At 62.8% G+C, this 13,850-nt stretch carries 11 protein-coding genes; 10 read left to right on the top strand and 1 reads right to left on the bottom strand.

The window, feature by feature from the left end:
* Nucleotides 1-21: 21 nt before the first annotated feature.
* Nucleotides 22-1,182 (bottom strand): hypothetical protein, encoded by a 1,161-nt coding sequence (locus N430_RS11385; protein ID WP_110639124.1) that lies wholly within the window; start codon nt 1,180-1,182, stop codon nt 22-24.
* Nucleotides 1,183-1,326: 144 nt separating this feature from the next.
* Here N430_RS11385 and N430_RS11380 point away from each other — a divergent pair, with 144 nt between their 5' ends.
* From N430_RS11380 to nuoH, 10 genes are all read left to right on the top strand, one after another.
* The gene (locus tag N430_RS11380; protein ID WP_178083383.1) at nt 1,327-2,091 is read left to right on the top strand and encodes a secretin N-terminal domain-containing protein; all 765 of its coding nucleotides are present in this window, start codon (nt 1,327-1,329) and stop codon (nt 2,089-2,091) included.
* A gap of 490 nt (nt 2,092-2,581) precedes the next feature.
* On the top strand, nt 2,582-3,907 hold the full coding sequence (aceA, locus tag N430_RS11375) for an isocitrate lyase (protein WP_054913919.1): 1,326 nt from the start codon (nt 2,582-2,584) through the stop codon (nt 3,905-3,907).
* A 224-nt stretch (nt 3,908-4,131) separates the two neighbouring features.
* Nucleotides 4,132-4,794: a lysoplasmalogenase gene (locus tag N430_RS11365; RefSeq protein ID WP_110639126.1), complete on the top strand. Its 663-nt coding sequence runs from the start codon at nt 4,132-4,134 to the stop codon at nt 4,792-4,794.
* A gap of 381 nt (nt 4,795-5,175) precedes the next feature.
* Nucleotides 5,176-5,589 carry an NADH-quinone oxidoreductase subunit A gene (locus N430_RS11360; protein WP_011534614.1) on the top strand — a complete coding sequence of 138 codons (414 nt, stop codon included), beginning with the start codon at nt 5,176-5,178 and terminating at the stop codon, nt 5,587-5,589.
* 10 nt (nt 5,590-5,599) lie between these two features.
* Nucleotides 5,600-6,277, top strand: coding sequence for an NADH-quinone oxidoreductase subunit B family protein (locus tag N430_RS11355; RefSeq protein ID WP_027920598.1), 678 nt, complete (start codon nt 5,600-5,602; stop codon nt 6,275-6,277).
* Between the two features lie 79 nt (nt 6,278-6,356).
* Nucleotides 6,357-8,138, top strand: a complete 1,782-nt coding sequence (gene nuoC / locus N430_RS11350; RefSeq protein ID WP_027920599.1) for an NADH-quinone oxidoreductase subunit C/D — start codon at nt 6,357-6,359, stop codon at nt 8,136-8,138.
* Nucleotides 8,139-8,140: 2 nt separating this feature from the next.
* On the top strand, nt 8,141-8,638 hold the full coding sequence (gene nuoE, locus N430_RS11345) for an NADH-quinone oxidoreductase subunit NuoE (RefSeq protein WP_003251433.1): 498 nt from the start codon (nt 8,141-8,143) through the stop codon (nt 8,636-8,638).
* Nucleotides 8,635-9,996, top strand: coding sequence for an NADH-quinone oxidoreductase subunit NuoF (gene nuoF, locus N430_RS11340; RefSeq protein ID WP_110639127.1), 1,362 nt, complete (start codon nt 8,635-8,637; stop codon nt 9,994-9,996). Before nuoE ends, nuoF begins: the two co-directional genes overlap by 4 nt.
* 133 nt (nt 9,997-10,129) lie before the next feature.
* Complete coding sequence (gene nuoG / locus N430_RS11335; RefSeq protein ID WP_110639128.1) at nt 10,130-12,844, top strand: NADH-quinone oxidoreductase subunit NuoG; 2,715 nt, start codon at nt 10,130-10,132, stop codon at nt 12,842-12,844.
* Nucleotides 12,841-13,848, top strand: coding sequence for an NADH-quinone oxidoreductase subunit NuoH (nuoH, locus tag N430_RS11330; RefSeq protein ID WP_027920602.1), 1,008 nt, complete (start codon nt 12,841-12,843; stop codon nt 13,846-13,848). Before nuoG ends, nuoH begins: the two co-directional genes overlap by 4 nt.
* Nucleotides 13,849-13,850 lie beyond the last annotated feature (2 nt).

Here is a 13,850-nt window from a genome sequence, read left to right as displayed (position 1 = left end):
CAACGGCCACCGCGAGGCATGCTATCGGCCTGTACGGGTCAGCCACTGCGCCATCGACGCATCCTCCAGGGCGTACTCGCCACGGTTGGCCTTCCACACCAGCTCCTTGTCGCGCAGCGCATCCAGGGCCTTCTGCACATTGGGCGTGCTGGCGTTGACGTTGGCCCCGGCCTGCTCCAGCTTGCGTGCGACATCGATCATGGTCTGCTCGGTAAACGGCGAGAACGGCTGCCGGACCTGCGCGCGGTCGGCCATGACCTCAAGCACAGCCTGTTGCAACGGCGACAACTCGTTCCAGGCACTTTCGTAGTCACTCCACACCCCAGCCTGGTGGTTGAGCGCGCCGGTGCGCAACAACTCGCCCAAGTTGGCCGCTTCGCCCAACCCCACACTGACCTCAGCCAGCAACTTGTTGAGCATTTCTGGCCGCCGCCCCACCAACTCAAAGGCATATTCCAGATCCTCGGCCTTGAACTGGTTGCTGTCGGCCAGACGGCGGTTCCACAGCTCGGTAATGAAGCCGACATACTCGCGCCCCAACAACGGAAACGGGGTGATGCTGGCACCGAAGAACGGCTGCTTGCTCTTGAGCACCAGGTTGGCGAGCTTGTCACGGCTGGACCCGGTGAACACCAGGCGCAGGCCGTCCGGGCGGTCTCCACGATTGAGATGGTCGCGCGCCGCCTTGAGGGCGAACATGGCATTGAGGCCATCTTCACTGTTGAGCGCGTGCTGCGCTTCATCGATGATCAGTACCACCATCTGCCCTGACACCTGGTGCAGCACCGCCAACGCCTGGGCCAGGGTGGTACCGGCTGGCAGTTGCGGGCGGGTGAAGTCCCAACTGAGGGTACGCAGCAGGTTGATCTTGTCGATGCCCGCTTTCTTCGCGGCCTTGGGCAACGCACCCTCGAAACGGCCCAGCGCGGTACCGATCGCGCCGCTGATCAGATCGGCCGGGGCGGCATCGCGGTCCGACCACAGATCGACATACACCGGCAGCCAGCCACGCTGCACGCACTCAGGGATGAAGTCGTTGTTGAGGAAGGTGCTCTTGCCGGTACGCCGAGGCGCAGCCAGGAACATGCCCGAGCTGTAATCGACCAACGACTCGCCGGCCAGGTCCTGGGCCAGGGCTTTGGCCAACTGTTCGCGACGCAGCAACGGGCGGGAGGGTGACATGTCATTATCCTCAATTATCGTAACGACTATAATTTATAGCCTACAAGATAAAAGAAGATAAAACACCCTTCTCCCTTTCCATGGCAGCCATGCATACGGACAGCTGTGATCCAGGCCCGGCAAATATCTGACAAATTTGCCATCATGTTGATTCCACCTGCGGAGATCATGGACATGCCGCTACGCCCCCTCTTCACTGCCCTGTTGCTGGCCACCAGCCTCACCGCCCAGGCCGCCACCGAGGTGGTGCCCCTGCAGCATCGCAGCAGCGCCGAACTGCTGCCTGCCGCCCAGGCCTTCATCGGCCGCGACGGCACGGTCAGCGCCTTCGAGAACAAGCTGATCGTCAATGCCAGCCCCGAACGCATCGACGACCTGCGCGCCCTGCTGCAACAGCTGGACACCACCCCCAAACGCCTGCTGATCAGCGTCGACAACAATGACAGCAACTACCAGGACAACCGCGGCAACGGCCAGGTCATCCGCTACGGCACCAGCAACCGCGATGGCGGATTGCAGCAAATCCAGGCCAGCGAAGGCCAACCCGCGCTGATCCAGATCGGCCAGAGCATCCCGATCACCAGCACCAGCACCGATGGCTACGGGCGCATTCAGAGCAACACCGAATACCGCAATGTGACCCAGGGTTTCTACGTCACGCCGAGCCTGAGCGGCGATACGGTTCGCCTGCAAATAAGCACCAATAACGACCGAATGAGCCAGGAACGTGCCGATGTAGTGAAAGTGCAAAGTACCGACACGACAATCAGTGGCAGGCTCGGCGAGTGGATCACCCTGGCCGGCTACAACCAGCAGAGCCAAGCCGAGCGCAACCCGTCAAGTCGCACTTACAGCACACAACGGGGTGAAAACATGACTTTGCGCGTCAAAGTCGACCTTCTGGACTGATCCCAGGCAATTCAAGGCCTCGACCAAAGGCCTTGAAACTGACCGCCAAGTCGCACTAGACCAAAGATGTAGTAAGTAGAAAAAAGCACTACAAAACCGTTGACAGGGTCTTTTTCCCAAAGGCATGATGGCCTCGCTCCCGCTAATCAGGGGCCCTGGCAAGGGCCTTCGAGGCGTACTCCTCCCACCCCTGGAGGCACCTCGTGTCTATACGGCCCACAAGGCGGTTCGACGGGATTGCGACTGCAACGAAGAAGTTGTCCCGAGGGACGGAAGCGCATCACCGCAGTAATGGCAATCGCGTAGCACCGCAGCAAGGCAACCACGAGCCGACCTGCCGGAGCACACCTGCGCCTGACCTGCACCTCCTTCCCCTTCGAGCCTTCGCGTTCGCCGCCGCACTCCCCCGGACAGGACAGCTGCCAGGTCCCTGATCGGCCCCGAGCATCAGCACAATTAACCCAAGATCGATGCGACGAGGTTTATTTCCATGGCACTGACACGCGAACAGCAAATTGCAGCCCTCGAGAAAGACTGGGCCGAGAACCCGCGCTGGAAAGGCGTGACCCGTACCTACACCGCCGCCGATGTCGTTCGCCTGCGTGGCTCCGTGCAACCTGAGCACACCTTTGCCCGCCAGGGTGCAGAAAAACTGTGGAAGCTGGTCACCGAAGGTGCCCATCCATCCTTCCGCCCAGAAAAAGATTTCGTCAACTGCATGGGCGCCCTGACCGGCGGCCAGGCAGTGCAGCAGGTCAAGGCCGGCATCCAGGCCATCTACCTGTCTGGCTGGCAGGTCGCCGCCGACAACAACTCGGCCGAGTCCATGTACCCTGACCAGTCGCTGTACCCGGTCGACTCGGTACCGACCGTGGTCAAGCGCATCAACAACGCATTCCGCCGCGCCGACCAGATCCAGTGGAAAGCCGGCAAGAACCCAGGTGACGACGGCTACATCGACTACTTCGCGCCGATCGTGGCCGACGCCGAAGCCGGTTTCGGCGGCGTGCTGAACGCCTACGAACTGATGAAGAACATGATCGAAGCGGGCGCCGCCGGCGTGCACTTCGAAGACCAGCTGGCCTCGGTGAAAAAATGCGGCCACATGGGTGGCAAGGTACTGGTACCGACCCAGGAAGCCGTACAGAAGCTGGTGGCTGCGCGCCTGGCTGCCGACGTATCGGGCGTGCCGACCATCATCCTGGCCCGTACCGATGCCAACGCCGCCGACCTGCTGACCAGCGACTGCGACCCGTACGACCAGCCGTTCGTGATCGGCGAGCGTACCCGTGAAGGCTTCTACAAGGTGCGTGCCGGCCTCGACCAGGCCATCGCCCGCGGCCTGGCCTACGCCCCGTACGCCGACCTGATCTGGTGTGAGACCGCCAAGCCGGACCTGGACGAAGCCCGTCGCTTCGCCGAAGCCATCAAGAAGGAATACCCGGACCAGATCCTGTCGTACAACTGCTCGCCTTCCTTCAACTGGAAGAAGAACCTGGACGACGCGACCATCGCCAAGTTCCAGCGCGAGCTGTCGGCCATGGGCTACAAGCACCAGTTCATCACCCTGGCCGGCATCCACAACATGTGGCACGGCATGTTCAACCTGGCGCACGACTACGCCCGCAACGACATGACCGCCTACGTGAAGCTGCAGGAGCAGGAATTCGCCGACGCCAGCAAGGGCTACACCTTCGTGGCGCACCAGCAGGAAGTCGGCACCGGCTACTTCGACGACATGACCACCGTGATCCAGGGTGGCGCTTCGTCGGTGACTGCACTGACCGGTTCGACCGAGGAAGAGCAGTTCCACTGATAGTGGGTTGCTGACAGAGGCCCGGGGCTTGCGAAAGCCCCGGGCTTTTCTTTTTCCTGTACTGGCCCTTTCGCGGGCACGCCCGCTCCCACAGGAACTGCGCACAGTTCGAAGGCTGTGGTTATCCTGTGGGAGCGGGCGTGCCCGCGAAAGGGCCGGTTCAGGCTGAAGCAATTCCCAGGATCAGGGCTATGCTTGTGGCAGCCCAGCAGCAAGGACCGCCCATGCCCCGTCCAAGCCACCTGATGATGCTCGCCCTGGCCGCCGCCGCCCTCTATCTATATGCAGTGGCCAGCGACAACGCGCTGCTCGGCCTGTTGGCCAAGCCCATTCCAGTTTTGGCACTGATTGCCTGGCTTTACACCGCCCCCGCCTCACCCTATCGCCGCTGGATCACCATCGGCCTGGCGTTCTCGGTACTGGGCGACATCCTCCTGGCCATCCCTGCTGACCTGTTCGTGTTCGGCCTTGTCGCATTCCTCTGCGCCCATCTGGCCTACCTGCGCGCCTATTTAGGCAAGAACCTGCGCCCCGCCCTGCCCGCACTGCTGTTGAGCGCCATCACCGGCATAACCCTCTTTGGCGTGCTGGCCAGCCACGGCCTTGGCCCGCTGCTGGCCCCGGTCGCGGTCTACGCCCTGGCCATCAGCGCCATGCTCTGGCGCTCGCTGGCCTGCGGTGGTGTTGCCGCATTGGGCGCCTGCCTGTTCGTGTTCTCCGACAGCCTGATCGGCATCGATCGCTTCGTCAGCCCATTCGCTGCCGCGCCTTACCTGATCATCCTCGCCTACTGGCTCGGCCAGTGGGCCATCGCATCGTCAGTCCGTCATGGCTCAACCGATAAAGTATTGACCCAGAGCGGTGCGCGCGGCATCGGAAGCTGCTAGAACAGGAGTCTTTCGCATTTACAAGTAGGGGGAATCTGCAGATGAACTTTACAAGGTGCAGAACAGCCCAATTAGATGGGTTCAGCTCAAATGATATTAATTATCATTACGAAGTTTGTAATTCGTTACCAGTCGCAAGAAACATAATTAACAAAACCGCATGCAATGCCCGAATCTCAAGGCTTTCAGCCAGTTAGGAGCGAGTTTTGTTCTAAATCCTACGAATAAATTTGCAACGGAAATTTTACTTGCATCGGGTTTACCCATAAAATCAGCCCGATTGATTCAGCTGCGACATTTGGTCACTGCACCTGCGACACCACGTCGCCGCTCTACTTATTTCAGACTGCAGAGCTGGGTCTCTGTATAAGGATCTCTAGCATGTCCGATTCGGCAGGACTCATCGCCCACAACTGGGGCTTTGCCATCTTCCTTCTGGGTGTCGTCGGCCTGTGTGCCTTCATGCTCGGTCTCTCCAGCCTGCTCGGTAGCAAGGCCTGGGGCCGCGCCAAGAACGAACCCTTCGAATCCGGCATGCTGCCCGTCGGCAGCGCCCGCCTGCGCCTGTCCGCCAAATTCTATCTGGTCGCGATGCTGTTCGTGATCTTCGATATCGAAGCCCTCTTCCTGTATGCATGGTCTGTGTCCGTCCGCGAAAGTGGCTGGACCGGATTCGTCGAAGCACTCGTTTTCATAGCAATTCTGTTGGCTGGTCTTGTCTACCTATGGCGCGTCGGAGCTCTTGACTGGGCACCCGAAGGTCGCCGCAAGCGGCAAGCGAAGCTGAAACAATGAGGCTTTGGCAATGCAATACAATCTCACCAGAATCGATCCGGATGCGCCCAACGAGCAATACCCGGTAGGTGATCGGGAAACCGTCACCGACCAGCTGCTCGAAGACCAGGTCCACAAGAACATCTTCATGGGCAAGCTTGAAGATGTGATGCGTGGCGCGGTCAACTGGGGTCGCAAGAACTCCCTCTGGCCGTATAACTTCGGCCTGTCCTGCTGCTACGTGGAAATGACCACGGCCTTCACGGCGCCCCACGACATCGCCCGCTTTGGCGCCGAAGTCATCCGGGCATCGCCGCGTCAGGCCGACTTCATGGTCATCGCCGGTACCTGCTTCGTCAAAATGGCGCCGATCATCCAGCGCCTGTACGAGCAGATGCTCGAGCCGAAGTGGGTCATCTCCATGGGTTCGTGCGCCAACTCCGGTGGCATGTACGACATCTACTCGGTCGTTCAGGGGGTCGACAAGTTCCTCCCCGTGGACGTCTACGTGCCTGGCTGCCCGCCACGCCCTGAGGCTTTCCTGCAAGGCTTGATGCTGCTGCAGGAGTCGATCGGCCAAGAACGACGCCCGCTTTCCTGGGTGGTTGGTGATCAAGGCATCTACCGTGCCGAGATGCCAGCCCAGAAAGACCTGCGTCGTGAACAGCGCATTGCGGTAACCAACCTGCGCAGCCCCGACGAAGTCTGATCCAGCGACCTGCCGCCCGCTCCCGATGGAGCCGGCGGCCTGGCTTCATTCTTAACGCTGACCCAAAGCGACCGAGACCATGACAGCGGACAACGCTATTTTCATTCCGCCCTACAAGGCTGACGACCAGGATGTGGTCGTCGAACTGCACAACCGTTTTGGCGCCGACGCATTCGTCGCCCAGGAAACCCGCACCGGCATGCCCGTGCTGTGGGTCAAGCGCGCCCAGCTCAAGGAAGTGCTCAGCTTCCTGCGCGGCGTGGCCAAGCCGTACAGCATGCTGTACGACCTGCACGGCGTCGACGAGCGCCTGCGCACCCAGCGCCGCGGCCTGCCAGCTGCCGACTTCAGCGTCTTCTACCACTTGCTGTCGGTTGAACGTAACAGCGATGTGATGATCAAGGTGTCGCTCAGCGAAGGCGACCTGAACCTGCCGACCGTGACCGGTATCTGGCCAAACGCCAACTGGTACGAGCGCGAAGTCTGGGACATGTTCGGCATCGACTTTGCCGGCCACCCGCACCTGAGCCGCATCATGATGCCGCCGACCTGGGAAGGTCACCCGCTGCGCAAGGACTACCCTGCCCGTGCCACCGAGTTCGACCCCTACAGCCTGACCCTGGCCAAGCAGCAGCTTGAAGAGGAATCGGCGCGCTTCAACCCGGAAGCCTGGGGCATGAAGCGTCAGGGCGCCAACGAGGACTACATGTTCCTCAACCTCGGCCCGAACCACCCTTCGGCCCACGGTGCCTTCCGTATCGTCCTGCAGCTGGACGGTGAAGAGATCGTCGACTGCGTGCCGGACATCGGCTACCACCACCGTGGTGCCGAGAAAATGGCCGAACGCCAGTCCTGGCACAGCTTCATCCCCTACACCGACCGTATCGATTACCTCGGCGGGGTGATGAACAACCTGCCGTACGTGCTCGCGGTCGAGAAGCTGGCCGGCATCCAGGTGCCGCAGAAGGTCGACGTGATTCGCATCATGCTGGCCGAGTTCTTCCGTATCACCAGCCACCTGCTGTTCCTGGGTACCTACATCCAGGACGTCGGCGCCATGACCCCGGTGTTCTTCACCTTCACCGACCGCCAGCGCGCCTACACCGTGATCGAAGCGATCACCGGTTTCCGCCTGCACCCGGCCTGGTACCGCATCGGTGGCGTCGCCCACGACCTGCCGCGCGGCTGGGACAAGCTGGTCAAGGACTTCGTCGAATGGCTGCCCAAGCGCCTCGACGAGTACACCAAGGCCGCCCTGCAGAACAGCATCCTCAAGGGCCGTACCATCGGTGTTGCCGCGTACAACACCAAGGAAGCCCTGGAGTGGGGTACCACCGGTGCCGGCCTGCGTGCCACCGGTTGCGACTTCGACCTGCGTAAAGCGCGCCCGTACTCCGGCTACGAGAACTTCGAGTTCGAAGTACCACTGGCCCACAACGGCGATGCCTACGATCGCTGCATGGTCCGTGTCGAAGAGATGCGCCAGAGTATCCGCATCATCGACCAGTGCCTGCGCAACATGCCGGAAGGCCCGTACAAGGCGGATCACCCGCTGACCACGCCGCCGCCGAAAGAGCGCACCCTGCAGCACATCGAAACCCTGATTACGCACTTCCTGCAAGTCTCGTGGGGGCCGGTCATGCCGGCCAACGAGTCGTTCCAGATGATCGAGGCGACCAAGGGCATCAACAGTTACTACCTGACGAGCGATGGCGGCACCATGAGCTACCGCACCCGGATCCGTACCCCGAGCTACCCGCACCTGCAGCAGATCCCTTCGGTGATCAAAGGCAGCATGGTCGCCGACCTCATTGCGTACCTGGGCAGTATCGACTTCGTTATGGCTGACGTGGACCGCTAAGCATGAACAGCACGCTTATCCAGACAGACCGTTTCGCCCTGAGCGAAACCGAGCGCTCGGCCATCGAGCACGAAATGCATCACTACGAGGACCCGCGCGCGGCGTCCATCGAAGCCTTGAAGATCGTCCAGAAGGAACGTGGCTGGGTGCCGGACGGCGCCATCCACGCCATCGGCGAAGTGCTGGGCATCCCGGCCAGCGACGTCGAGGGTGTCGCCACCTTCTACAGCCAGATCTTCCGCCAGCCTGTTGGCCGCCACATCATCCGCGTGTGCGACAGCATGGTCTGCTACATCGGCGGCCACGAATCGGTGGTCAGCCAAATCCAGAGCGAGCTGGGCATCGGCCTCGGCCAGACCACTGCGGACGGGCGTTTCACCCTGCTGCCGGTGTGCTGCCTGGGCAACTGCGACAAGGCCCCGGCGCTGATGATCGACGACGACACCTTCGGTGACGTGCAGCCGGCTGGTGTTTCCAAACTGCTGGAGGGTTACGTATGACCATTACTTCCTTCGGCCCGGCCAACCGCATCGCGCGCACGGCCGAAACCCACCCGCTGACCTGGCGCCTGCGTGATGACGGCGAGCCGGTCTGGCTGGCCGAGTACGAGTCGAAAAACGGCTACGCCGCTGCCCGCAAGGCGCTGGCGCAGATGTCCGCCGACGACATCGTGCAGAGCGTCAAGGACTCCGGCCTCAAGGGCCGTGGCGGCGCGGGCTTCCCCACTGGCGTGAAGTGGGGCCTGATGCCCAAAGACGAATCCATGAACATCCGCTACCTGCTGTGCAACGCGGACGAAATGGAGCCGAACACCTGGAAGGACCGCATGCTGATGGAGCAACAGCCCCATCTGCTGGTCGAGGGCATGCTGATCAGCGCCCGCGCCCTGAAGGCCTACCGTGGCTACATCTTCCTGCGTGGCGAATACACCACCGCGGCGAAGAACCTCAACCGCGCCATCGACGAAGCCAAGGCCGCCGGCCTGCTGGGCAAGAACATCCTGGGCAGCGGTTTTGATTTCGAGCTGTTCGTGCACACCGGTGCCGGCCGCTACATCTGCGGTGAAGAAACCGCACTGATCAACTCGCTGGAAGGCCGCCGCGCCAACCCGCGCTCCAAGCCGCCCTTCCCTGCCGCCGTTGGCGTGTGGGGCAAGCCGACTTGCGTGAACAACGTCGAAACCCTGTGCAACGTCCCGGCCATCGTCGCCAATGGCAACGACTGGTACAAGTCGCTGGCCCGTGAAGGCAGCGAAGACCATGGCACCAAGCTGATGGGCTTCTCCGGCAAGGTGAAGAACCCGGGCCTGTGGGAACTGCCGTTCGGCGTCACCGCCCGCGAGCTGTTCGAAGACTACGCCGGTGGCATGCGCGACGGCTTCAAGCTCAAGTGCTGGCAGCCAGGCGGCGCCGGTACCGGCTTCCTGCTGCCCGAGCACCTCGACGCGCAGATGTACGCCGGTGGCATCGCCAAGGTCGGCACCCGTATGGGTACCGGTTTGGCCATGGCGGTCGACGACAGCGTCAACATGGTCTCGCTGCTGCGCAACATGGAAGAGTTCTTTGCCCGTGAGTCGTGCGGCTGGTGCACCCCATGCCGTGACGGCCTGCCGTGGAGCGTGAAGATGCTGCGCGCACTGGAGAAAGGCCAGGGCCGCGCCGAAGACATCGAGACGCTGCTGGGGCTGGTCAACTTCCTCGGCCCAGGCCGTACCTTCTGTGCTCACGCACCGGGTGCCGTCGAGCCGCTGGGCAGTGCCATCAAGTACTTCCGCTCGGAGTTCGAGGCCGGTGTTGCGCCTGAAAGCGCTGGCACTTTGCGTCCGAACCTGGCGAAGCCGATCGTGGTCGGCGCATAACAAGATGATTAGGCGGGTGGTCCGTGCCACTCGCCAGCTTGCCGGCAGGCCCGAGTCGATCGTGGCGTGTCGCAAGCTCACCGATTTCCATTAGCCACGCCCGCTCACGCGGGCCAACGAAGAACTTTGAACAATGGCCACTATCCACGTAGACGGCAAAGCGCTCGAAGTCAACGGTGCAGACAACCTGTTACAGGCGTGTCTGTCACTCGGCCTCGACATCCCTTATTTCTGCTGGCACCCGGCGCTCGGTAGCGTCGGCGCCTGCCGGCAATGTGCGGTCAAACAGTACACCGACGAGAACGACACCCGTGGTCGTATCGTCATGTCCTGCATGACCCCTGCCTCCGACGGCACCTGGATTTCCATCGACGATGACGAGTCCAAGGCGTTCCGCGCCAGCGTCGTCGAATGGCTGATGACCAACCACCCGCACGACTGCCCGGTGTGCGAGGAAGGCGGTCACTGCCACCTGCAGGACATGACGGTAATGACCGGCCACAACGAGCGCCGCTACCGTTTCACCAAGCGTACCCACCAGAACCAGGACCTCGGCCCGTTCATCGCCCATGAGATGAACCGCTGCATCGCCTGCTACCGCTGCGTGCGCTACTACAAGGACTATGCCGGTGGTACCGACCTGGGCGTCTATGGCGCCCACGACAACGTGTACTTCGGTCGCGTCGAAGACGGCGTGCTGGAAAGCGAGTTCTCCGGCAACCTGACCGAGGTCTGCCCGACCGGCGTGTTCACCGACAAGACCCACTCTGAGCGCTACAACCGCAAGTGGGACATGCAGTTCGCCCCGAGCATCTGCCACGGTTGCTCCAGCGGCTGCAACATCAGCCCGGGCGAGCGCTATGGCGAACTGCGTCGGGTCGAGAACCGCTTCAACGGTTCGGTCAACCAGTACTTCCTGTGCGACCGCGGCCGCTTCGGCTACGGCTACGTCAACCGCAAGGACCGCCCACGCCAGCCACACCTGGCCGACGGCACCAAGCTGGGCCTGGACGCCGCCCTGGACAAGGCCGCCGACCTGCTGCGCGGCCGCACCATCGTCGGTATCGGCTCGCCACGTGCCAGCCTCGAAAGCAACTACGGCCTGCGTGAGCTGGTCGGCGCCGACTACTTCTACTCCGGTATGGAAGCTGGCGAACTGGCCCGCGTGCGCCTGGCCCTGAACGTGCTGAACAACAGCCCGCTGCCAGTGCCGACCCTGCGCGACATCGAAGACCACGACGCCGTGTTCGTGCTCGGAGAAGACCTGACCCAGACCGCTGCCCGTGTTGCCCTGGCCGTACGCCAGTCCACCAAGGGCAAGGCCGAGGCCATGGCTGAAGCCATGAAGGTGCAACCGTGGCTCGACGCCGCCGTGAAGAACATCGGCCAGCACGCGCTGTACCCGCTGTTCATCGCTTCGCTGGCTGAAACCAAGCTGGACGACGTGGCTGAAGAATGCGTGCACGCTGCCCCGGCGGACCTCGCCCGCATCGGTTTCGCCGTAGCCAACGCCATCGACCCAAGCGCGCCGGCCGTAGAAGGCCTGGACGCTGAAGCCAAGGCCCTGGCCCAACGCATCGCCGACGCCCTGGTCGCCGCCAAGCGCCCACTGGTGATCGCCGGTACTTCGCTGGCCGACCCGGCGCTGATCGAAGCCGCCGCCAACATCGCCAAGGCCCTGAAGCTGCGCGAGAAGAACGGTTCGCTGAGCCTGGTGGTGCCTGAGGCCAACAGCCTCGGCCTGGCCATGCTGGGTGGCGAGTCGGTGGATGCCGCACTGGACGCCGTCATCAGCGGCAAGGCCGACGCCATCGTCGTGCTGGAAAACGACCTGTACGCCCGCGTACCGGCCGCAAAGGTCGATGCTGCCCTGGCCGCAGCCAAGGTGGTGATTGTCGCCGACCACTCCAAGACCGCCACTGTCGACCGCGCCCACCTGGTGCTGCCGGCCGCTTCCTTCGCCGAAGGCGACGGTACCCTGGTCAGCCAGGAAGGCCGCGCCCAGCGCTTCTTCCAGGTGTTCGACCCGCAGTACCTGGACAGCAGCATTCTGGTTCACGAAGGCTGGCGCTGGATGCACGCCCTGCGTGCCACCCTGCTCAACAAGCCGGTCGACTGGACCCAGCTGGACCACGTCACCAGCGCCTGCGCCGAAGCCGCCCCGCAACTGGCCGGCATCGTCAACGCCGCGCCTAGCGCCGCGTTCCGCATCAAAGGCATGAAGCTGGCCCGTGAGCCGCTGCGCTACTCCGGCCGCACCGCCATGCGCGCCAACATCAGCGTGCACGAGCCACGTACCCCGCAGGACAAGGACACCGCGTTCGCCTTCTCCATGGAAGGCTACTCGGGGTCGGCCGAACCGCGCCAGCAGGTGCCGTTCGCCTGGTCGCCGGGCTGGAACTCGCCGCAAGCCTGGAACAAGTTCCAGGACGAGGTCGGTGGCCACCTGCGTGCCGGTGACCCGGGCGTGCGCCTGATCGAATCGCAAGGCGATCGCCTGAACTGGTTCAACGCCATCCCGGGCGCCTTCAACCCGGCCCGTGGCACCTGGACGGCGGTACCGTTCTTCCACCTGTTCGGCAGCGAAGAGAGCTCCTCGCGCGCCGCCCCGGTGCAGGAGCGCATCCCGGTCGCCTACGTCGGCCTGGCCAAGTCCGAAGCCGACCGCCTGGGTGTCAACGACGGCGCCCTGCTGAGCCTGAACGTTGCCGGTGTGGCCCTGCGCCTGCCGCTGCGCATCAATGAAGAACTGGGCGCTGGCCTGGTTGCCCTGCCCAAAGGCCTGGCCGGCATCCCGCCTGCCATCTTCGGTGCATCCGTCGAAGGTCTGCAGGAGGCAGCACAATGAGCTGGTTCACCCCCGAAGTGATCGATGTGATCCTCACCGTGGTCCGGGCCGTCGTGGTCCTGCTCGCGGTGGTGGTCTGCGGCGCGCTGCTCAGCTTCGTCGAGCGGCGCCTGCTGGGCTGGTGGCAGGACCGTTACGGTCCGAACCGCGTCGGCCCGTTCGGTATGTTCCAGATCGCTGCCGACATGCTGAAGATGTTCTTCAAGGAAGACTGGAACCCGCCCTTCGTCGATCGCATGATCTTCACCCTGGCGCCGGTCGTGGCCATGAGTGCCCTGCTGATCGCCTTCTGCGTGATCCCGATCACCCCGCTGTGGGGCGTCGCCGACCTGAACATCGGCCTGCTGTTCTTCTTCGCCATGGCCGGCCTGTCGGTCTACGCGGTGCTGTTCGCCGGCTGGTCGTCGAACAACAAGTACGCCCTGCTGGGCAGCTTGCGTGCCTCGGCACAGACCGTGTCGTACGAAGTGTTCCTGGGCCTGGCGCTGATGGGCGTGGTGGTGCAGGTGGGTTCGTTCAACATGCGCGATATCGTTGAGTACCAGGCACAGAACCTGTGGTTCATCATTCCGCAGTTCTTCGGCTTCTGCACCTTCTTCATCGCTGGCGTCGCCGTGACTCACCGTCACCCGTTCGACCAGCCGGAAGCGGAACAGGAACTGGCCGACGGCTACCACATCGAGTATGCCGGCATGAAATGGGGCATGTTCTTCGTCGGTGAGTACATCGGCATCATCCTCATCTCGGCGCTGCTGGTGACCCTGTTCTTCGGCGGCTGGCACGGCCCGTTCGGCATCCTGCCGCAACTGTCGTTCCTGTGGTTCGCTCTGAAGACCGCGTTCTTCATCATGCTGTTCATCCTGCTGCGCGCCTCGATCCCGCGCCCACGCTATGACCAGGTGATGGACTTCAGCTGGAAGTTCTGCCTGCCGCTGACCCTGATCAATTTGCTGGTGACCGCTGCGATCGTGCTCTACAACACGCCAGCCGTCGCGGCCCAGTGAGG

It is taken from the genome of Pseudomonas sp. CC120222-01a (assembly GCF_003097235.1).
Classification (GTDB): domain Bacteria; phylum Pseudomonadota; class Gammaproteobacteria; order Pseudomonadales; family Pseudomonadaceae; genus Aquipseudomonas.
This window is presented reverse-complemented; position numbering and strand designations above follow the sequence as displayed.